We start from the raw sequence: 19,817 nt of genomic DNA, 5'->3' as shown, positions 1-19,817 counted from the left end.
CGCGAACGGGGCGGGATTCTCGCTCAGTCTACCGGTAGCGCCGACAGTGATGGGGGTTTGCCGGTACCTGAGTCCGCATGTGCCGCCCTGAACCGGACTCACCCGACTCCCCATATACGGAAAGGGGCTCCAAGAGGCTCACAGCGGCACTCAGCGCTTCGAGGTGTCAACCCGTTGCTACCGGGGAGTCACCTCACCCGTAGGTGTCACCCGGACCGGTGCTCCCCGGGGCTCGCAGAGGGCCGAAACGCCTGGTGGGACCGGCGGGACCCTGCACCTTGATCACCCGCACGGAGCCGTGCCCGAGATCCTGGTTCAGCCGCGCGACCAGCTGCGGAGCCAGCAGACGCAGGTTCGTCGCCCACGCCGTCGAATCGCAGCGGACCGTCAGGATCCGCTCGTCCTCGTCGTACCTCTCGGGCACACAGTGCTTGGCCAGGTCGTCGCCGACGATCTCCGGCCAGCGCCCCATGACGCCGCCCACCGCGGCCGGGGTCTCCCACCCGCGCTCGTTGATGAGCCGGTTGATCGCCGCCCCGAGCGCCATCGGATCGCGTCCGTCCGCCCGCGCGCCGGAACGCAGCCCGCCCCTGCGGGCCTGCTTCTTCTGCTGGGCCGCGTCCCCACGCGCGCGTGCCTGCTCCTTCGCGGCGCGCAGGGCCACGCGCGCGAGGTCGACGCCGGAGGGCTCCGCCGCCTTGCCGCGGCCGCGGTCCTCCTGGGGGCCCTGCGGGCCGTTGTGGCCCCGCGGGTCCTGCGGACCGTCCGGCGACGTGTTCTTCGTCATACGCGCTCCACGGAGCCCTCGGAGACGACGTACCGCGTTCCCGTCAGCACCTCCGGCACGTCGTCCTCCACCGCGGCCGTCACCAGCACCTGCTCCCCGGGAGCCACCAGCTCGGCCAGTCGCTCACGGCGCCGGGAGTCCAGCTCGGCGAAGACGTCGTCGAGGACCAGCACGGGCTCGTTGCCCTCCGCCCTGAGCAGCTCGTACGAGGCCAGGCGCAGCGACAGCGCGTACGACCAGGACTCCCCGTGGGACGCGTACCCCTTCGCCGGCATCCTGCCCAGCCGGAGCAGCAGATCGTCGCGCTGCGGACCCACCAGGGTCACGCCTCGTTCGATCTCCTGCTTGCGGGACTCGGCGAGCGCGGCCATGAGCTGCTCGTACAGCTCCTCGCGCGCGTGGCCGACGATCTCCGGCGACGAGGGCCGGTACTCCAGGGCGACCGGTCCTCCGCCCGGCGCCAGCTGCTCGTACGCCTTGTCGGCCAGCGGCTGCAGCGCGGCGACCAGGTCGAGCCGCTGGGCGAGCAGTTCGGCGCCCACCCGCGCGAGGTGCTGGTCCCACACGTCGAGCGTCGACAGGTCCATCGTCCGGCCGCCGTGGCGGCGCGCCAGGGCGGCGGACTTCAGGAGCGTGTTGCGCTGTCTGAGGACCCGGTCGTAGTCCGACCGGACACCGGCCATGCGCGGGGAGCGTGCGGTGATCAGCTCGTCCAGGAAGCGGCGCCGCTCCCCGGGATCGCCCTTCACCAGCGCGAGGTCCTCGGGCGCGAACAGCACCGTCCGGACGATCCCCAGCACATCCCGCGGTCTGACCTGGGACGACCTGTTGATGCGGGCCCGGTTGGCCTTCCCCGGGTTGAGTTCCAGCTCGACCAGCTGCTGCCGCTCGCCCTGACGGACCTGGGCCCGGACGATCGCGCGGTCGGCGCCCATCCGCACGAGCGGTGCGTCGGAGGAGACCCGGTGGCTGCCGAGGGTGGCCAGATAGCCGACGGCCTCGACCAGGTTCGTCTTGCCCTGGCCGTTCGGCCCCACGAACGCGGTGACGCCCGGGTCGAGCGGCACCTCGGCCCGGGCGTACGAGCGGAAGTCGGCCAGCGACAGATGCGTGACGTGCATGGTCGTCGCCGACCTCCCCCAGCGTTCGGATCCGCTCAGCGGACCGGTGGACTACTTCTTCTCGACCGCGTGGCCGCCGAACTGGTTGCGCAGCGCCGCGATCATCTTCATCTGCGGCGAGTCGTCCTGCCGCGAGGCGAAACGGGCGAACAGCGACGCCGTGATCGCGGGAAGCGGCACCGCGTTGTCGATGGCCGCCTCGACCGTCCAGCGGCCCTCCCCGGAGTCCTGCGCGTAACCCCGCAGCTGCTCCAGGTGCTCGTCCTCGTCGAGGGCGTTGACCGCCAGGTCGAGCAGCCAGGAACGGATGACCGTGCCCTCCTGCCAGGAGCGGAAGACCTCGCGCACATCGGTGACCGAGTCGACCTTCTCCAGCAGCTCCCAGCCCTCGGCGTAGGCCTGCATCATGGCGTACTCGATGCCGTTGTGGACCATCTTGGCGAAGTGGCCGGCGCCGACCTTGCCCGCGTGCACGGAACCGGCGTCGCCCTCGGGCTTGAGGGCGTCGAAGACGGGCTGCACCTTGGCGACGTTCTCCGCGTCGCCGCCGTACATCAGTGCGTAGCCGTTCTGCAGGCCCCAGACACCGCCGGAGACGCCGCAGTCGACGAAGCCGATGCCCTTGGCCGCCAGCTCCTCGGCGTGCTTCTCGTCATCGGTCCAGCGGGAGTTCCCGCCGTCCACCACGACGTCCCCGGGCTCGAGCAGCTCGGCGAGCTGGTCGACGGTGGACTGGGTGGGGGCACCGGCCGGGACCATCACCCACACCACGCGCGGACCCTTGAGCCTGCCCACAAGCTCCTCGAGGCTGTGGACATCGGCGAGATCCGGGTTGCGGTCGTATCCGATGACGGTGTGACCTGCGCGGCGAATCCGCTCGCGCATGTTGCCGCCCATCTTGCCGAGGCCGACGAGACCGAGCTCCATCAATTGTTCCTTAGGTTCGCGACGTGGTGGGTAGGCACCTTGGTACCCGCCTCCGAGCCTAAACCCGCAGGCTCACGCACACCTGTGGGCATACGCGCTCATACGTACTCCCACCTGCGGCTTCGCGCCCCGGCCCGGCGGCCCGCCGCGAAGCCCGCCGCTTCTGCCGTTTCCGCTCCGGCCGCCCGGCGCGGCGGCCGGAGCGGAAACCGCTCAGCCGCTCAGCCGCACCGGCATGATCAGGTACTTGTACGCGTCGTCCGCCTCGGCGTCCAGGGCGGGCTTGCCGCTCAGCAGGGCCGGCTTCGTGGACGTCGTGAAGGAGAGCTGGGCCACCGGCGAGTCGATGGCGCTCAGACCGTCGAGCAGGAAGGTCGGGTTGAAGGCGATCGAGATGTCGTCGCCCTCCAGCTGCGCGTCGACCCTCTCCACAGCCTGTGCGTCGTCGCTGGAACCGGCCTCCAGGATCAGGACACCCTGCTCGAAGCTCAGCCGCACCGGGGTGTTCCGCTCGGCGACCAGGGCCACACGCTTGACGGCCTCCACGAAGGGGGCGGTCTCGATGACGGCCACCGAGTTGAACTCCGTGGGGAACAGCGTGCGGTACTTCGGGAGGTCGCCCTCGAGCAGGCGGGTGGTGGTGCGGCGGCCGGCGCCCTCGAAGCCGATCAGGCCCTCGCCGGCCCCCGAGCCGGACAGCGCCAGGATCACGCTGTCGCCGCTCGTGAGCGCCTTGGCGGTGTCCAGGAGCGTCTTGGCGGGCACCAGGGCGACCGCGGACGCCTCCGGGTTCTCCGGCTTCCACAGGAACTCCCGGACCGCGAAGCGGTAGCGGTCGGTGGAGGCCAGTGTGACCCTGTCGCCCTCGATCTCGATGCGCACACCGGTCAGCACCGGAAGCGTGTCGTCACGGCCGGCCGCGATGGCCACCTGGGCGGCGGCGGAGGCGAAGACCTCGCCGGGCACGGTGCCGGTCGCCGTCGGCATCTGCGGCAGGGCCGGGTACTCCTCCACAGGCAGGGTGTGGAGTGTGAATCGCGAGGAGCCGCAGACCACGGTCGCCCGTACACCGTCTGTGGAGATCTCCACCGGCCGGTTGGGCAGGGCGCGGCAGATGTCCGCGAGCAGGCGGCCGGAGACGAGGACGGTGCCCTCCTCGTCGACCTCCGCGTCCACGGACACCCGCGCCGAGACCTCGTAGTCGAAGCTGGAGAGGCTCAGGGCGCCCTCCTCGGCCTTCAGGAGGAGGCCGGCGAGCACAGGCGCCGGCGGACGGGCCGGGAGGCTGCGTGCCGCCCAGGCCACTGCCTCCGCGAGTACGTCGCGTTCCACCCGGATCTTCACCGTTGCCGCCTCCGTCTGTTGCCGGCGCTCTCGCCCTGCTGGCCTTCGTCCTGTGACTCGGCGTCGCCGGTCCCGGTGAGGGGTAGGACGCCGGGGACCAGTCTGACGCACCGCACTGACAGTAGGTGCCCGTCGGGGTCAAGTCGTGCCGAGCGGCACCGGAGCCCCGGACAGCGAGTTGTGCACAGCCCCTCCTTCGAAACGGATTCCCAGCTCTCTCTAGTTGGGAGTAGTAGTAGGGGCTGTGGATACCGTGGATAACCCCGTTTCCGCAGCTCAGAGGCGGAATTTTATCCACTGACCCTGTGGGTGGAGGCGGTGGACAACCGGGCTCCGCTGTGGACGGGGAAAAGTTCTGCACACACCGTGCACAGGAGAGGGCTACTTCTCCCCAGCGCCGTCCCCAGTTTTACCCGCGTTCCCCACAGGCCAACCCGGCACCTTGATGTGACGCCTTTCACTCGACACGGTGAGAGGGCGCCTGAAGTTGCCGAACAGTGGACAGCGGTGTGGAGAAGCTGGTGATCACTGGGGACAACCGGCCCGCGCCTGTGGGTTGCCGGTGGACAACTCGGCGCACAGCCTGTGGATCATTTCCCTGTCCACACCCTGTGGAGATCCTTCGTCCACGGATCCACAGGTGCCTGACCTGGCTGGATGCGTTTTCACCAGGGTCCCCTGTGGACACGGTCTGGAAAACTCTCCGGTCCCCAGGGTGTGGACGCGAGAAAGTCACCGAATCTGTGGAGAGCGGCCGTAACCCGGGCCGTCTTCGAACAGGGGCCGCCCGGGAGGCCGGACGCGGTGGCCTGGGGAGGCTGGAGGCGTGGGCGTCGGGCGGCCGCGATCGGGAGCGTCGGAGGCCGTCCGCGGCCGCCTCGAAGGACGGGCGGAGCGTCGGACCGGCGGAGCCCGGCGCCGGGCGGGGAACGGCGAAGGCGCCCTCGGGAGCGTGTCCCGGGGCGCCCTCAGCGGCGTACAGCTGTGCCGGTCAGCCGTTCTTGATGCGGTTGGTGAGCTCGGTGACCTGGTTGTAGATGGAGCGTCGCTCGGCCATCAGCGCGCGGATCTTGCGGTCGGCGTGCATGACGGTCGTGTGGTCGCGTCCGCCGAACTGGGCGCCGATCTTCGGCAGGGACAGGTCGGTGAGCTCGCGACACAGGTACATCGCGATCTGGCGGGCCGTCACCAGGACGCGGCTGCGCGAGGATCCGCACAGGTCGTCCACCGTCAGCCCGAAGTAGTCCGCGGTCGCCGCCATGATGGCCGTCGCGGTGATCTCGGGGGCCGAGTCCTCGCCACCGGGGATCAGGTCCTTGAGGACGATCTCCGTCAGGCCGAGGTCCACCGGCTGCCGGTTGAGCGAGGCGAACGCCGTGACCCGGATCAGCGCGCCCTCCAGCTCCCGGATGTTGCGGGAGATGCGGGACGCGATGAACTCCAGGACCTCCGGAGGCGCGTTCAGCTGCTCCTGGACGGCCTTCTTGCGGAGGATCGCGATACGGGTCTCCAGCTCGGGCGGCTGGACGTCGGTGATCAGACCCCACTCGAAACGGTTCCGCAGCCGGTCCTCCAGGGTCACCAGCTGCTTGGGCGGCCGGTCGCTGGAGAGCACGATCTGCTTGTTCGCGTTGTGGAGCGTGTTGAAGGTGTGGAAGAACTCCTCCTGCGTCGACTCCTTGTCCGCCAGGAACTGGATGTCGTCGACCAGCAGGATGTCCATCTCGCGGTACCGCTTGCGGAAGCTGTCGCCCTTGCCGTCGCGGATCGAGTTGATGAACTCGTTGGTGAACTCCTCCGAGCTCACGTACCGCACCCGCGTGCCGGGATACAGGCTGCGCGCGTAGTGCCCGATCGCGTGCAGCAGATGCGTCTTGCCGAGGCCGGACTCCCCGTAGATGAAGAGGGGGTTGTACGCCTTCGCGGGCGCCTCGGCGACGGCGACCGCCGCCGCGTGGGCGAAGCGGTTGGACGCGCCGATGACGAACGTGTCGAAGAGGTACTTCGGGTTGAGGCGTGCGGTGGGCTCGCCCGGTCCGGTCGCCGGCGCCGGCTGCGCGGCCAGGGGGCCGGGGGCGCCGCTGGAGGCGGGCAGCGAGGGGCCGCCGCGGTGGACGCGCCCGTGGCCGCCGCCGGCCGGGGGCTCCTGGAGGTCGCGGCGGTCGCCGCGCTGGTCGTAGTCCGCCCGGGGCTGCTCGTAGTCGAGGCGCTGCTGCTCGTAGGGCGGGCGCTCCATCGGCTGGGGGCGGTAGTCCTGGGAGGGCGACGCGTACGGGTCCCGGTCGGGGAAGCCGAGGCGCTGCTGCTGCCAGCCGTAGTCGTCCGGGGCGGGGCGGGGCCAGCCGCCCGGTTCCTGCCGCTGGTAGTCCGGGTAGGCGGGCCGCGCGGTCGGGAGCTGGTCGGGCCGGGGCGCCTGCTGCTGGTCGCCGGGCCCGCCGGTGGACTGGTCCGGGTGGCCGGCGCGGTGGCCCTCGGAACGGTGGCCCTCGGTGCGCTGGGGCTCCGGACGGTGGGTGTCCTGCCGGTGGGGCTCGGAGCGGTGGGTGTCCGCGCGGTGCCGGCCGTACCCCTCGTAGCCGTCGCGGGGCGGGGCGTCGTAGTCGTCACGGCGCTGAGCGTCGTAGGGATCGCGGCCCTGCCCCTCGTATCCCTCGCGTCCCCGGCCGTCGTAGGTGTCACGGCCCTGGGCGGTGGGGAGCTCGGGCTCCTCGTAGCGGTGCTGGGAGGACGGCGGCGGGGAGGGCTCGCCCACGGAGTCGTCGACGGTGATCGCGATGCGGATCGGACGGCCGCACTCCCGGGTCAGGGTGTCGCTGACGATCGGCGCGAGGCGTCCCTCGAGTACGCCCTTCGCGAACTCGTTCGGAACGGCGAGCAGCGCGGTGTCGGCGACCAGGGCCAAGGGCTGGCAGCGCTTGATCCAGTGTTCGTCCTTCGCCTCGACCCCTTGCCCGCGGCCTTCGCCGAGCAGTTGTTCCAGTACTCGTGGCCACACTGCGGCAAGATCGGCAGGTACGTCAGCCACAGGGCACGCTCTCTCACGAGTCCCACGAACGTGTGGTTCCGGGACGGGTCGGGATGTAAAGGGGGTGGGGCAGCAAGAAGGGAACGAATCGGAGTTCAGCCACGGTAGTCAGCGTGGCCGGTAGGGTTCAAGTTGTTGTCCCCAGCCTGTGGACAGTGTCTCCCGGCGGGCGGCACGCAGATGCCGGTTTGACCGGATGGCGTAGCCGCGCGTACCGTGACCAGGTCGAGTTGTCGATGGCTGCTGCCGCCTGCCTCCGATGGGCATAGATCACGCGAGTGATCGGAAGCGGTGCACTCGGGCGTGATCGCGAGCTACTCGTGGGCGCACGGTGACAGCCAGGACGGCACCCCGCCGCCACCGATTCTTTCTGGAGCCCCCGAGTGAGCAAGCGCACCTTCCAGCCGAACAACCGTCGTCGCGCGAAGACCCACGGCTTCCGGCTGCGGATGCGCACCCGTGCCGGCCGCGCGATTCTCGCGTCCCGCCGTGGCAAGGGTCGCGCCCGCCTGTCCGCCTGATCGAACAGGTCATGTTGTCGTGCTGCCTACCGAGCATCGGCTGAGGCGGCGCGAGGACTTCGCGACCGCGGTACGTCGAGGACGCCGGGCCGGACGCCCGTTCCTCGTCGTCCACCTTCGTAGCGGTGCAACGGACCCGCACGCGCCTGGGGAGAGCGTTCCCCCGACGCGTGCGGGTTTCGTCGTGAGCAAGGCCGTGGGTGGAGCGGTTGTGCGCAACACGGTGAAGCGCAGGCTTCGCCATCTGATGCGTGACCGAGTGGCCCTCTTGCCCCCCGGTAGCCTGGTAGTCGTACGAGCGCTGCCCGGTGCGGGTGACGCCGACCATGCACAACTGGCCCGAGACCTGGATGCCGCACTTCAGCGGCTGCTGGGAGGGGGCGCGCGATGAAGTACCCGCTGCTGGCTCTCATCAAGCTGTACCAGTGGACCATCAGCCCGTTGCTCGGGCCGGTGTGCAAGTACTACCCGTCGTGTTCCCACTACGGCTTCCAGGCCATCGACCGGCACGGCGCGGTCAAGGGCACGGCACTCACGGCCTGGCGCATCCTCCGGTGCAATCCCTGGTCGCTGGGTGGCGTGGACCATGTCCCGCCGCGCAAGCGTCCGCGGTGGCACGAGATGCTGCGTCACGCATGGCGCGCACGTAAGGGCGGGCCCTCCGCCGCCGAACCGGCCCTCGGGGGCACCACTCCCTCGAGCCCGGCCGCCGAGACCCCGTCCCATGCTCAAGGAGCCTGATTAGTGGACACGATTGCCAGTCTCTTCAGCTTCATCACGACACCCGTTTCCTGGGTCATCGTCCAGTTCCACTCCGTGTACGGCAAGATCTTCGGTGCCGACACGGGCTGGGCCTGGGGCCTGTCCATCGTGTCCCTGGTGATCTTGATTCGTATCTGCCTGATCCCGCTCTTCGTGAAGCAGATCAAGGCGACCCGGGCGATGCAGACGCTGCAGCCCGAGATGAAGAAGATCCAGGAGCGCTACAAGAACGACAAGCAGCGTCAGTCCGAAGAGATGATGAAGCTGTACAAGGAGACGGGTACCAACCCGCTCTCCTCGTGCCTTCCCATCCTGGCGCAGTCCCCGTTCTTCTTCGCCCTCTACCACGTGCTCAACGGCATCGCGACGGGCAAGACGATCGGCGTCATCGACGATCAGCTGCTCGCGAGCGCGCGGAAGGCCCACATCTTCGGCGCCCCGCTCGCGGCGAAGTTCACCGACGGGGCCGACAAGGTCGCGTCGCTCGGAGCGACGCTGACGGACGTCCGCGTCGTCACCGCGATCATGATCGTGATGATGTCCGCGTCGCAGTTCTTCACACAGCGCCAGCTGATGACGAAGAACGTCGACACGACCGTGAAGACGCCGTTCATGCAGCAGCAGAAGATGCTGATGTACGTCTTCCCGGTGATGTTCGCCGTCTTCGGTATCAACTTCCCGGTCGGTGTCCTCGTCTACTGGCTGACCACCAACGTGTGGACCATGGGCCAGCAGATGTACGTCATCCGCAACAACCCGACCCCGGGCAGCAAGGCTCAGGCGGCGTTCCTGGAGCGCCTGCAGAAGCACGTCACGCACCACGGCAAGGCGCGCAGCCGTCGCGAGAAGGCCATCGTCAAGGCGATCGTCGCCAAGGGCCGTGACCGCAACGAGTTCGAGCGCAAGTTCATCAACGGTCTGAGCAAGGCGGGGCTGGCGGCCCAGGCCGACGGCGCCGTGGTCAAGGGTGAGAGCACGATCGTCACCGAGACCGCCGAGGACGGGACGGTGACCACCACCTCCTCCGTCCCCAAGCGTCAGCAGCCGAAGCGCCAGTCCAAGTCCCAGCGACAGGGCGGCGCCACGAAGGCAGCGGGCGAGTCGGAGCCGAAGACCTCGTTGACCAAGTCCGACGCGCCGCAGGACTCCACGTCCGGCACCGCAAAGCCGGCGGGCGGCAAGCCCGGCACCGGTACCCGCAGCAAGGCCCAGTCCGGACAGCGCAAGGGTCCGCAGCGGCCCAAGTCCCCGTCCAAGAAGTAAGAAGGAGTCCATCCCGTGACGGAAGGCACCACCTCCGCCGCCGCCGAGGGCGACACCCTGACCCGCCTGGAGCAGGAGGGCGAGATCGCGGCGGACTACCTCGAGGGTCTGCTGGACATCGCCGACCTCGACGGTGACATCGACATGGACGTCGAGGCCGACCGCGCCGCTGTCTCGATCATCAGCGACGCCGGTACGCGCGATCTGCAGAAGCTGGTCGGCCGGGACGGCGAGGTGCTGGAGGCCCTCCAGGAGCTCACGCGCCTGGCCGTGCACCGGGAGACCGGTGACCGCAGTCGGCTCATGTTGGACATCGCCGGCTATCGGGCCAAGAAGCGCGAGGAGCTGTCTGAGATCGGCGCGAAGGCGGCCGCCGAGGTCAAGAGCTCGGGTGAGCCCGTGAAGCTGGAGCCGATGACCCCCTTCGAGCGCAAGGTGGTCCACGACGCGGTGAAGACCGCCGGCCTGCGCAGCGAGTCCGAGGGCGAGGAGCCGCAGCGGTTCGTCGTCGTCCTTCCCGCCTGATCGGTTCGTGCGTTCCTCCGGCCCCGTCTGTTGAGCAGGCGGGGCCGAAGTTTGTCAGCCTGGTAATCCCCCGGCAGCCGTTCTGCCGTCGGGCCTATCCTCGAAAGCTTGGTCCCGGCAGCGGCGGTCCTGCCTGCTGCAGTCCCTGATAGTCCTGGAAGTCGGCGCTGAGTGCGCCGACGCCGTACGGAAGGACGGTCCCCCGTGACGGAGGCAGCGGAGCTTCCCCCTGCGCCCGATCAGGCCCGAGTCGTATTCGGCGATCGTTTCGCAGACGCGGTCCGGTACGCGGAGCTGCTGGCCGAGGCGGGAGTGCAGCGCGGCCTGATCGGCCCCCGCGAGGTGCCTCGGCTGTGGGAGCGGCATCTACTGAACTGCGCCGTGCTCTCCGAGGTGGTGCCCGAGGGCGTGACCGTGTGCGACGTGGGATCGGGAGCCGGCCTGCCGGGCATCCCCCTGGCTCTCGTCCGCGACGACCTGAAGATCACCCTTCTCGAGCCGCTGCTGCGGCGGACGAACTTCCTCACCGAGGTCGTCGAACTCCTCGGGCTCGATCACGTGACGGTAGTCCGTGGACGTGCTGAGGAGGTCATGGGCAGCCTCCCGGCGGTTCATGTCGTGACGGCACGTGCCGTGGCGCCGCTGGACAGGCTCGCGACTTGGGGCATTCCTCTCCTGCGTCCCTACGGGGAAATGCTGGCGCTCAAGGGCGACACCGCTGAGGAAGAGCTGAAGAGTGCCGCGACCGCGCTGAGCAAGCTCGGCGCTGCCGAGACCTCGGTACTGCATGTCGGTGAGGGCATCGTGGACCCGCTGTCCACGGTGGTCCGGGTCGAGGTCGGGGAAAGCCCCGGAGGCGTGCGCTTCGCGGCCAAGCGGGCCAAGGCGGCTCGGACGGGGCGAGCCCGCCGACGACGGTAGGAATCCTGCTCGGCATGACATGAGCTCCTGGCCCCAGTGTGTGGGCCAGGAGCTCTTTCGTGCCGGCACTGCTGCTGTGGGCTTGTGGCGGGACTGCCCTGGGGGCGTACTCCACATAAGCTCCCCAAGCTGTGGATATCGGAGTGTCGCGCCGAATGGGACGCGGTCGCTAGGCATCGTGTTTCACGTGAAACGTCGCTCACTGCTGCATGGCATCATCAGTCGCGGTCGCGCTGCGGCCGAACCTCGCGAGCGGAAACCCCTCGGGTCACTCGGAGAGGGAGCGGAGTTGTCCACAGAGGTGGATTTCTCCACAGAACGAAGGGCCTCGCTGGTTCATGACCCCGAAGGCATGGGAGGCTCTGTTCATTGCGAGCCTGAAGTCGAGGAGAGTGAATCCTTGCGGTCCGACGCCAACATCGCGGGACCGATGACCGATCCGGTCCCCGGTCCCCGTACCGAGTCGATCGGGGACGATGTTTCACGTGAAACACCGCCCCCGATGGACGACACTCCCATCGGTCGCGCTGCCCAATTGGCTGTAGAGGCACTGGGACGTGCCGGTGAAGGTCTGCCCAGACCCGAGCAGACGCGCGTCATGGTGGTCGCCAACCAGAAGGGCGGCGTGGGCAAGACCACGACCACGGTCAACCTCGCCGCCTCACTCGCGCTGCACGGCGGCCGGGTGCTGGTGGTCGACCTCGACCCGCAGGGCAACGCATCCACCGCGCTGGGGATCGACCATCACGCCGACGTGCCCTCGATCTATGACGTGCTCATCGACAGCAAGCCTCTCTCCGAAGTGGTACAGCCGGTCCCCGACGTCGAAGGCCTCTTCTGTGCCCCGGCCACGATCGATCTCGCCGGTGCGGAGATCGAACTGGTCTCTCTCGTAGCACGGGAGAGCCGGCTTGAGCGCGCCATCAAGGCGTATGAGCAGCCGCTGGACTACATCCTCATCGACTGCCCACCGTCACTCGGTCTTCTGACGGTCAACGCCCTGGTCGCCGGTGCGGAGGTCCTGATCCCCATCCAGTGCGAGTACTACGCGCTGGAAGGCCTCGGGCAACTGCTCCGCAACGTGGACCTGGTCCGTGGGCACCTCAACCCGGCACTGCATGTGTCGACGATCCTGCTCACCATGTACGACGGCCGAACCCGGCTGGCCTCCCAGGTGGCGGACGAAGTGCGTAACCACTTCGGTGACGAGGTTCTACGCACGAGCATTCCCCGGTCGGTCCGCATCTCCGAGGCGCCGAGCTACGGGCAGACCGTACTGACCTACGATCCGGGGTCGAGTGGCGCCCTGTCGTACCTTGAGGCAGCGCGAGAAATCGCGCTGCGCGGTGTGGGCATGTCGTATGACGGGGAGCGCGCCCACGCGGGCGCACAGAATGATCAGAACATGGTGGAGGGGATCCAGTGAGCGACCGACGACGAGGACTGGGGCGCGGTCTCGCCGCCCTCATCCCCGCAGCCCCCACGGGAGAGATGGACGGCTCCCCAGCAGTCGGCCCTTCCACCTCCTCGGCAGCGGTGCCCGTACTCACTGCCGAGCGTGGTGTCGCGGCGACGAGCGTAGGCCCGCTGGCCTCTGTTTCACGTGAAACAGAGGAGCCGTCGACGACCGGCACGCTGGAGACGCCGGCATCACCCGTCGGTGCGTACTTCGCCGAGCTGCCCCTTGATTCCATCAAGGCGAACCCGCGGCAGCCGCGTGAGGTGTTCGACGAGGACGCCCTCGCCGAACTCGTGACCTCCATCAAGGAGGTCGGGCTGCTCCAGCCTGTGGTCGTACGCCAGACGGGCCCCGCCCTCTACGAACTCATCATGGGCGAGCGCCGGTGGCGCGCCTGCCGTGAGGCCGGGCTCGACGCTATTCCGGCGATCGTCCGGGACACGGACGACGAAAAGCTCCTCCTCGACGCGTTGCTGGAGAACCTGCACCGTGCGCAGCTGAATCCTCTCGAGGAGGCTGCCGCTTACGACCAGCTGCTCAGGGACTTCAACTGCACGCACGATCAACTGGCGGACCGCATCGGCCGGTCTCGTCCGCAGGTCTCCAACACCCTGCGACTGTTGAAGCTTCCGGCAGCGGTGCAGAACCGGGTGGCCGCCGGGGTGCTGTCCGCCGGACATGCCCGGGCGCTGCTGTCGGTCGAGGACGCTGAGGAGCAGAGCAGGCTGGCTCTGCGGATCGTGGCCGAGGGTCTCTCGGTACGAGCTGTCGAGGAGATCGTGCAGCTGATGGTGTCGCGGCCTCAGGCGGCTCCGCGCTCCAAGGGGCCCCGAGCAGGCGCCCGACTCTCCCCCGCGCTGAGTGAGCTGGCGACGCGGCTCTCGGACCGGTTCGAGACCCGGGTGAAGGTCGACCTCGGACAGAAGAAGGGGAAGATCGTCGTCGAATTCGCCTCGATGGACGATCTTGAACGCATCCTCGGCACGCTGGCACCGGGGGAGGGCCCTGTCCTTCCCAATGGCGCCGCGGAGGACGAGGCGGAGGAGTCGGAAAGCTGAACCGACGGTCGCCGAAGGCGTATGTCGTCGGCGATCGTCGCAGGAGCGGGCCCTGTCCGGTGTGTACCGGAACACGGCCCGCTCTTTGCTTTCAGGCGGTATCGATGGAATCGCATCATGGATACGATGCGTTCGGGTATGGCGCATCCACCAGGCAACACCTTCATAGGAGGCGGAAGCCATGCGAACGGTGAGCCGCGCCGGGCTGGTGACCGCAGGCCTGGGACTCGGAGCCGTCGGCGGGTTCGTCGGCAGCTTGATCAGGGAGCGCAGCACTCTGACAGCCGCCCGTGATGCCGCGGGCGAGGAAAGCGAGGAACAGCCTTCATGGGGCGTCGGCTCGTACCGCTCACACTGGACAACCTTCAGGACCTTCCCAGGCGCTGTCGGGCGTGTGTCTTCTGGGAGCTGGACCCAGTCAGCGGTGAAGCCGCGGTAAGAGCGGGGACCCCAGGAGTGGAGAAGGAAGCATGGATCTCCGCCGTCCTGCTGGAGTGGGGATCCTGCGGCCGAGTCGTCTACGTCGACGACGTGCCCGTGGGCTTCGTGATGTACGCGCCTCCAGCCTACGTTCCCCGTTCCACCGCGTTCCCCACGAGTCCGGTGTCGTCTGACGCGGTCCAGCTGATAACTGCCTTCATCCTGCCCGCCTACCAGGGGCAGGGGCTCGGACGCGTGATGGTGCAGACCGTGGCCAAGGATCTACTCCGGCGGGGCTTCAAGGCGATCGAGGCCTTCGGGGATGCCCGGTGGAAGGAGCCTGCCTGTGTGCTGCCGGCGGACCATCTGCTCGCTGTGGGCTTCAAGACGGTCCGCCCTCACCCCACGTATCCGCGCATGAGGCTGGAGTTGCGGACGACGCTTTCCTGGAAGGAAGACGTCGAGCTGGCGCTCGACCGGCTGCTGGGCGCCGTACAGAAGGAACCAGTGCTGCGTCCGCTGTGACGAAGCGCGACCGTCCGTACCATCCGGTTCTGGTTCTGCTCCTGCGGCTCTGCCCCTGCCCCTGCGCATGCGGATGGGCCAGCCCGATCGGGCTGGCCCATCCGTGTTTCACGTGAAACCTCGCCGGACTGCGCGACGGCGATGCCGCTTACTCGTCGATGAAGTCCTCGAGGTCGCGCACGATCGCAGCCTTCGGCTTCGCACCGACGATGGTCTTCGCGACCTCGCCGCCCTGGTACACGTTCAGGGTCGGGATGGACATGACGCCGTACTTCGCGGCCGTGCCCGGGTTCTCGTCGATGTTGAGCTTGACGACCTCGATCTTGTCGCCGTACTCGGAGGCGATCGCCTCGAGCGACGGCGCGATCTGGCGGCACGGCCCGCACCAGGCGGCCCAGAAGTCCACCAGGACGGGCTTGTCGCTCTTGAGCACGTCCTGCTCGAAGGAGTCGTCGGTAACGTTCTTCAGGGTGCCGGCCACGGCGGGCTCCTTAACTCGGTGGTGCGGTGAGGCTGGACGGAGGGTCAGACAGCGGTCTTCTCGGGCTCGGGGTTCTGCTCGTTGTCCGCGAGGGCCGCCAGGTAACGCTCGGCGTCCAGCGCTGCGGAGCAACCGGTGCCCGCGGCGGTGATCGCCTGGCGGTAGGTGTGGTCGACGACGTCGCCGGCGCCGAAGACACCGGTGAGGTTCGTCCGGGTCGACGGGGCCTGAACCTTCAGGTAGCCCTCGTCGTCCAGGTCGAGCTGTCCCTTGAAGAGTTCCGTGCGAGGGTCGTGGCCGATGGCGATGAACAGGCCCGTCACCGGCAGCTCGGACGTCTCGCCGGTCTTCAGGTTGCGCAGCGTGAGGCCCGCGAGCTTCGGGTCGCCGTGGATCACGGCGACTTCGCTGTCCCACACGAACTTGATCTTCGGGTCGGCGAAGGCACGCTCCTGCATGGCCTTGGAGGCACGCAGGGTGTCACGCCGGTGGACGATGGTCACCGACTTGGCGAAGCGGGAGAGGAAGGTGGCCTCCTCCATCGCCGTGTCGCCGCCGCCGATGACGGCGATGTCCTGGTCCTTGAAGAAGAAGCCGTCACAGGTGGCACACCAGGAGACGCCGCGGCCCGAGAGAGCGTCCTCGTTCGGCAGGCCGAGCTTGCGGTGCTGCGAACCCGTGGTCACGATGACGGCCTTGGCCTGGTGCACGGTCCCGGCGGTGTCCGTGACGGTCTTGATCTCACCGCTGAGGTCCACGGTGACGACGTCGTCCGGAATCAGCTCGGCACCGAAGCGCTCCGCCTGGGCCCGCATGTTGTCCATGAGCTCGGGGCCCATGATGCCGTCCTGGAAGCCGGGGAAGTTCTCCACCTCGGTGGTGTTCATCAGGGCACCGCCGGCGGTGACGGCGCCCTCGAACACCAGCGGCTTCAGCGACGCGCGCGCGGTGTAGAGCGCCGCCGTGTAGCCGGCGGGCCCGGAGCCGATGATGATCACGTTACGGACGTCGCTCACGGCTTGATTCCTCGTCTCTGGAGACTGCTGCGTACTGCCGGTGGGAGCCTCTCTCGGAACTCTCACCCCACCCAACGGATCCTAAGGGGCTCGCATTCCCGTTGTGCCCGAGCACACGGAGTTGCGACACAAGCCGGGACGCCGCGCGCCGCTCGGCAGGCGGTTCTTCTTCGGGACGGTGGGCTCAGGACCGCGCGTAACTGCGCTTCAGCAGGACCTCACCCTTGGACGCGGGGTCCCGTTTCGTACAGGCCGCGTCGACGACATAGGCCGTGACCCGACCGCTGCCGGAGGCATCAGGCGTCACCACGAGGTACACGCGGCGCCCGTCATACACGCCCTCGTCGGACGCGAGCAGTGCCTGGTTGCCGGGGATGGCCTGCTCGATACAGCTCGGCACCCGCACGGTGGTGCCTTCGAAGGTGTTGTTCCGCTCCATGCCGGTGGCCCCGGAGTCGGACTCGATACCTAGCGAGGGTTTGCCGCTCTTGGTGCGGCCGTCGTTCTCCCTCTGGGACGCCAGCAGGTCTGCCACCTGTCCCTGCAGCCTGTCGTCCGCGTAGGTGTGTGCCGCGTCCATGTGGGGCTGTGTGGCTGTCGCGGAGGGCTTCCCGGAGTCGTCGTCCACTGCCTGCAGCATCAGGGAGCCCAGACCGACAGCGGCGGCAGCGAGAACCGCTCCGATGGTGATGTTGCGGCGGCCGTGACGCCCTTTCTTGGTACGGCCGGGTCCCGTGGCCGCACGGGAATACCCTGCGGGGCGTCCCACCGGGGCCGAGGCTGATGTTTCACGTGAAACATCAGCACCCGTCGATGGGGCGGGCCCGGTCTTCTCCGTGGCGGGCTGGCTGTCCGGTGCCGTGGATGTCAGCAGGACCTCGGCGGCGAGTGCCGCATCAATGCGTCCCGCGACGTCGGCCGGCATGCGCTCCGAGCCGGGGAGCGTGCCGAGCAGACCGCGGATCTCCGTCAGGGAGTCGTGGACGTCTGCGCAGAGAGAGCAGCCTTCCAGGTGGTGTCGTAGCTCGGCAGTACGGGAGGCCGGAAGAAGGCCCTCGGTGAGGTCGGAGATCTCCTCGACGTCCGGATGCCCGGCCGTATCGGTCGTCGTCATGCTCGCCCACCTCCGCCCTTCACCGCAGCTGAATCACTTGGCCCTGTGTCGTCAGGTCTCGCTGCCGGTGGGACGGATGCCCCCTGAGTCCGGTTCCGTCCGTCACCGGACTCCTTGGTCACTCCCCCGAGGGCGCCGTCTGCTCGCAGATGCCTGAGCAACGGAAGCAGTCTCGCTCTGCCGCGGGCGCAACGGCTCTTCACCGTGCCGACGGGCACATCGAGGACGCGGGCGGCCTCGGCGACGGGGTAGCCCTGCATGTCCACGAGGACGAGAGCGGCCCGTTGGTCGGCCGGCAGAGTAACCAGCGCCTCCATCAGCTCCCGGTGCAGATCGTTGCGCTCGGCCGGAGAGGAAGCCGGCTCATGCGGCTCGAGCAGCTGCTCCAGCCGTTCCGTGTCGTCGATGGGGGCGGTCTTCCGGGAGGCGGCCTTGCGGACGCGGTCCAGGCAGGCGTTCACCGTGATGCGGTGCAGCCAGGTCGTGACAGCGGACTGGCCACGGAAGGTGTGCGCGGCCCGGTAGGCGGAGACCAACGCGTCCTGGACCGCGTCAGCCGCCTCCTCGCGGTCCCCGAGCGTCCGCAGCGCCACCGCCCACAGCCGATCACGGTGCCGCCGCACAAGCTCACCGAAGGCCTCCGGGTCACCCGCCACGTGACGGGCGAGGAGGTCCTGATCGCTTGCTTCGCCGTGCGCGGCTTCGTCGGCCAACGGGACCCCCTCCCTGCGCGGGTTCTCAGCCCGTGAACTTCACATCGGTGATGGCCTGCTTGAAGCCGGCGTCGCTGTACTGGTCACCGGCCGCGCGGGGCAGAGCTGTCAGCCATACGAGCACGTACCGGCTCTTCACGGGCTTGGTGACCTTCACCGAGGCGTTGGTACCCGTCGTGGTGGTGGTGCCGATCTTCTTCATCGAGCCGAGCGAGGAGGGCGTGAGCGAGTCCGTCGCGTAGAGCTCGACGGTCGTGTGGTCGCCCACATAGTGAAGCCCTATGGCCGCCGCGGAGACCTGCTTGGCCGATCCGAGGTCGTAGACGATGCCGACACCCGGCTTGTACGGCGCGAGTTCCGGACCGTCCAGGAAGCTGGCGGTCCGCCAGTACGTCGAGGAGTCGCCGTCGTACGTCTTGCCGACATCGCCCGGGTGCTGGGCGTTGCCCTTGGCGACGTACTCCTTGGCGCCCTGGACTGCGAGCGGCTTCGTCGGCTTGGTCTTGTCGGTGCCCTTGTCGTTGCCGTCCGTCGTGTGCGTCTGGTTGGTGTCCCCGGACGACTTGCTGCGGTCCATCAGCGCGTCCGCGAGCTGCCAGCTGCCGAGTCCCAGAGCGGCGATGAGCAGAGCGGATACAGCCCACTTGAGGGCCTTTCCGGTCCGGCTCTGCAGCGGGGGCGGAGGCGTGGGAACCGGCTGGGTGACCCCGGGATGCGGCGTCTGACGGGCGTAGGCGCCCTGCTGGTACGAGGTGCGCTGATACTCCGGGGGCGCCGTGAACGCGGGCTCCGGCGGGCGGATGCGCGGCATCTCGCTGATCGCCTTGACCAGCTCCTCCGGCGTCGTGCACGGGGGTTCCTGACGGGAGGCGGTCGCGCCGTCATTGGCGAGCGCGCGCATCGCGAGCTCCGACAGGCCTCGGTGCACGCCGGCCCGTACTTGGTCGGGAGCGATGAGGCCGACGTCCTTGGGAAGCCCGGACAGGCCGTACGCGTCCTCCTCGTACGGCCAGCGCTGGGTGAGCGCGGCGTACAGCAGAGCGCCGATCGCCTCCGTGTCGGTGCGCTGCGGGGCGTCCGACTCGATGCCGCGCAGCGCGGCGTTCACGGCGAGGCCGCGGATGCGCCACTGGCCGGACGAGGTACGCAACACGGCACCCGGGGTGAGCCGGAGGTGGGAAAGTCCCTCACGATGGGCGGCGGCCATCGCCTGGGAGACCTGGGTCACCATCTGGTAGGCGTCGTGGACCTCCAGGGGGCCGGAGGCCAGGAGGGCGGTCAGTTCCGTGGCGTCGGGGAGCCACTCGTGGACCACGTAGACGAGGTCGTTCTCCTCGACGGCGTCCAGGACCTGGACGAAGCGGGGATCGCCCAGCAGGGCCGAGGAGCGGGCGGCGGCGAGTACGGAACGGGCCCGTGCATGGTCGGCGGGCAGCAGGTGCACGCCGACAGCGCGGCGAAGCTTCTCGTCCACCGCTCGCCAGCTGCTGAAACCGTCCAGACGAGTGACGCACTCCTCGAGACGATAGCGCCTGGCGAGCTTGTGGCCACTGTGCAGTTCGGGAGGTGAGGCCTTCTCGGGGTTCTCGGCCCCGCCGCTCCCCTGTGCCTCTTCGCTCTTCGTGTCCCGCTCCCGGTTCTGGGCCACCCCGTCGGCCGTGGACTGGTCCGCCTTCGCGGTCAGCGGCTTGTCGCCGCTGTTGTCTGCCACGTCGACGGCAGCCGTGCTCCGTTCCGCCACCGTCGCTCCTGCCTCCCCATCCGTTGCACCCTGTTCGACGCCGAGACCAATTGTGCCCACAGTCCGCCGCTAAGCACGACACACGGCGGCGGAC

The 19,817-nt window shown here is 68.8% G+C and carries 19 protein-coding genes; 9 read left to right on the top strand and 10 right to left on the bottom strand.

Going from position 1 to position 19,817, the window contains the following annotated elements:
- Positions 1 to 193: 193 nt before the first annotated feature.
- The 5 genes from ACFY93_RS13915 to dnaA all read right to left on the bottom strand — a co-directional run bounded on the left by ACFY93_RS13915 (position 194) and on the right by dnaA (position 7,204).
- Positions 194 to 787, bottom strand: a complete 594-nt coding sequence (locus ACFY93_RS13915) for a DciA family protein (RefSeq protein WP_391357511.1) — start codon at positions 785 to 787, stop codon at positions 194 to 196.
- On the bottom strand, positions 784 to 1,908 hold the full coding sequence (recF, locus tag ACFY93_RS13910; RefSeq protein WP_391357508.1) for a DNA replication/repair protein RecF: 1,125 nt from the start codon (positions 1,906 to 1,908) through the stop codon (positions 784 to 786). Before recF ends, ACFY93_RS13915 begins: the two co-directional genes overlap by 4 nt.
- A 51-nt stretch (positions 1,909 to 1,959) precedes the next feature.
- Positions 1,960 to 2,835, bottom strand: coding sequence for a phosphogluconate dehydrogenase (NAD(+)-dependent, decarboxylating) (gene gnd / locus ACFY93_RS13905; RefSeq protein ID WP_391357505.1), 876 nt, complete (start codon positions 2,833 to 2,835; stop codon positions 1,960 to 1,962).
- A gap of 213 nt (positions 2,836 to 3,048) precedes the next feature.
- Positions 3,049 to 4,179 (bottom strand): DNA polymerase III subunit beta, encoded by a 1,131-nt coding sequence (dnaN, locus tag ACFY93_RS13900; protein ID WP_391357502.1) that lies wholly within the window; start codon positions 4,177 to 4,179, stop codon positions 3,049 to 3,051.
- 991 nt (positions 4,180 to 5,170) lie between these two features.
- Complete coding sequence (dnaA, locus tag ACFY93_RS13895) at positions 5,171 to 7,204, bottom strand: chromosomal replication initiator protein DnaA (RefSeq protein WP_391357499.1); 2,034 nt, start codon at positions 7,202 to 7,204, stop codon at positions 5,171 to 5,173.
- Positions 7,205 to 7,587: 383 nt separating this feature from the next.
- Here dnaA and rpmH point away from each other — a divergent pair, with 383 nt between their 5' ends.
- The 9 genes from rpmH to ACFY93_RS13850 all read left to right on the top strand — a co-directional run bounded on the left by rpmH (position 7,588) and on the right by ACFY93_RS13850 (position 14,658).
- A complete protein-coding gene (gene rpmH / locus ACFY93_RS13890) occupies positions 7,588 to 7,725 on the top strand; it encodes a 50S ribosomal protein L34 (RefSeq protein WP_003949374.1) in 138 nt (45 codons plus the stop codon).
- A gap of 19 nt (positions 7,726 to 7,744) precedes the next feature.
- Complete coding sequence (gene rnpA / locus ACFY93_RS13885; RefSeq protein WP_391357497.1) at positions 7,745 to 8,116, top strand: ribonuclease P protein component; 372 nt, start codon at positions 7,745 to 7,747, stop codon at positions 8,114 to 8,116.
- Entirely contained in the window at positions 8,113 to 8,466 is a 354-nt protein-coding gene (gene yidD, locus ACFY93_RS13880) for a membrane protein insertion efficiency factor YidD (protein ID WP_391357494.1), read from the top strand. Before rnpA ends, yidD begins: the two co-directional genes overlap by 4 nt.
- A 3-nt stretch (positions 8,467 to 8,469) precedes the next feature.
- Positions 8,470 to 9,750, top strand: coding sequence for a membrane protein insertase YidC (gene yidC, locus ACFY93_RS13875; protein ID WP_391357492.1), 1,281 nt, complete (start codon positions 8,470 to 8,472; stop codon positions 9,748 to 9,750).
- A 15-nt stretch (positions 9,751 to 9,765) separates the two neighbouring features.
- Positions 9,766 to 10,275 (top strand): R3H domain-containing nucleic acid-binding protein, encoded by a 510-nt coding sequence (locus ACFY93_RS13870; RefSeq protein ID WP_391357490.1) that lies wholly within the window; start codon positions 9,766 to 9,768, stop codon positions 10,273 to 10,275.
- Positions 10,276 to 10,479: 204 nt separating this feature from the next.
- Complete coding sequence (rsmG, locus tag ACFY93_RS13865; protein WP_391357487.1) at positions 10,480 to 11,196, top strand: 16S rRNA (guanine(527)-N(7))-methyltransferase RsmG; 717 nt, start codon at positions 10,480 to 10,482, stop codon at positions 11,194 to 11,196.
- A 352-nt stretch (positions 11,197 to 11,548) separates the two neighbouring features.
- The gene (locus ACFY93_RS13860; protein ID WP_391358024.1) at positions 11,549 to 12,622 is read left to right on the top strand and encodes an AAA family ATPase; all 1,074 of its coding nucleotides are present in this window, start codon (positions 11,549 to 11,551) and stop codon (positions 12,620 to 12,622) included.
- The gene (locus tag ACFY93_RS13855; RefSeq protein ID WP_391357484.1) at positions 12,619 to 13,713 is read left to right on the top strand and encodes a ParB/RepB/Spo0J family partition protein; all 1,095 of its coding nucleotides are present in this window, start codon (positions 12,619 to 12,621) and stop codon (positions 13,711 to 13,713) included. Before ACFY93_RS13860 ends, ACFY93_RS13855 begins: the two co-directional genes overlap by 4 nt.
- Positions 13,714 to 14,040: 327 nt before the next feature.
- Positions 14,041 to 14,658, top strand: a complete 618-nt coding sequence (locus tag ACFY93_RS13850; protein WP_391357481.1) for a GNAT family N-acetyltransferase — start codon at positions 14,041 to 14,043, stop codon at positions 14,656 to 14,658.
- Positions 14,659 to 14,806: 148 nt separating this feature from the next.
- On the opposite strand, the gene trxA is transcribed toward ACFY93_RS13850, so the two are convergent.
- The 5 genes from trxA to ACFY93_RS13825 all read right to left on the bottom strand — a co-directional run bounded on the left by trxA (position 14,807) and on the right by ACFY93_RS13825 (position 19,723).
- Positions 14,807 to 15,139: a thioredoxin gene (gene trxA / locus ACFY93_RS13845; RefSeq protein ID WP_391357478.1), complete on the bottom strand. Its 333-nt coding sequence runs from the start codon at positions 15,137 to 15,139 to the stop codon at positions 14,807 to 14,809.
- 44 nt (positions 15,140 to 15,183) lie between these two features.
- Positions 15,184 to 16,155: a thioredoxin-disulfide reductase gene (gene trxB / locus ACFY93_RS13840; RefSeq protein WP_391357476.1), complete on the bottom strand. Its 972-nt coding sequence runs from the start codon at positions 16,153 to 16,155 to the stop codon at positions 15,184 to 15,186.
- A 184-nt stretch (positions 16,156 to 16,339) separates the two neighbouring features.
- The gene (locus ACFY93_RS13835; protein ID WP_391357473.1) at positions 16,340 to 17,269 is read right to left on the bottom strand and encodes an anti-sigma factor family protein; all 930 of its coding nucleotides are present in this window, start codon (positions 17,267 to 17,269) and stop codon (positions 16,340 to 16,342) included.
- Positions 17,266 to 17,982, bottom strand: a complete 717-nt coding sequence (sigM, locus tag ACFY93_RS13830; RefSeq protein ID WP_391357470.1) for an RNA polymerase sigma factor SigM — start codon at positions 17,980 to 17,982, stop codon at positions 17,266 to 17,268. Before sigM ends, ACFY93_RS13835 begins: the two co-directional genes overlap by 4 nt.
- 25 nt (positions 17,983 to 18,007) lie before the next feature.
- Positions 18,008 to 19,723 carry a protein kinase family protein gene (locus tag ACFY93_RS13825; protein ID WP_391357467.1) on the bottom strand — a complete coding sequence of 572 codons (1,716 nt, stop codon included), beginning with the start codon at positions 19,721 to 19,723 and terminating at the stop codon, positions 18,008 to 18,010.
- Positions 19,724 to 19,817 lie beyond the last annotated feature (94 nt).

Source organism: Streptomyces sp. NPDC008313 (assembly GCF_042956125.1).
GTDB lineage: Bacteria > Actinomycetota > Actinomycetes > Streptomycetales > Streptomycetaceae > Streptomyces.
This window is presented reverse-complemented; position numbering and strand designations above follow the sequence as displayed.

Bases quoted from the DNA above. Each gene is read 5' to 3' on its own strand.
- gnd (WP_391357505.1), bottom strand. From the start codon at position 2,835: ATGGAGCTCGGTCTCGTCGGCCTCGGCAAGATGGGCGGCAACATGCGC.
- ACFY93_RS13915 (WP_391357511.1), bottom strand. From the start codon at position 787: ATGACGAAGAACACGTCGCCGGACGGTCCGCAGGACCCGCGGGGCCAC.
- ACFY93_RS13835 (WP_391357473.1), bottom strand. From the start codon at position 17,269: ATGACGACGACCGATACGGCCGGGCATCCGGACGTCGAGGAGATCTCC.
- ACFY93_RS13850 (WP_391357481.1), top strand. From the start codon at position 14,041: ATGGGGCGTCGGCTCGTACCGCTCACACTGGACAACCTTCAGGACCTT.
- yidD (WP_391357494.1), top strand. From the start codon at position 8,113: ATGAAGTACCCGCTGCTGGCTCTCATCAAGCTGTACCAGTGGACCATC.
- ACFY93_RS13860 (WP_391358024.1), top strand. From the start codon at position 11,549: ATGGGAGGCTCTGTTCATTGCGAGCCTGAAGTCGAGGAGAGTGAATCC.
- recF (WP_391357508.1), bottom strand. From the start codon at position 1,908: ATGCACGTCACGCATCTGTCGCTGGCCGACTTCCGCTCGTACGCCCGG.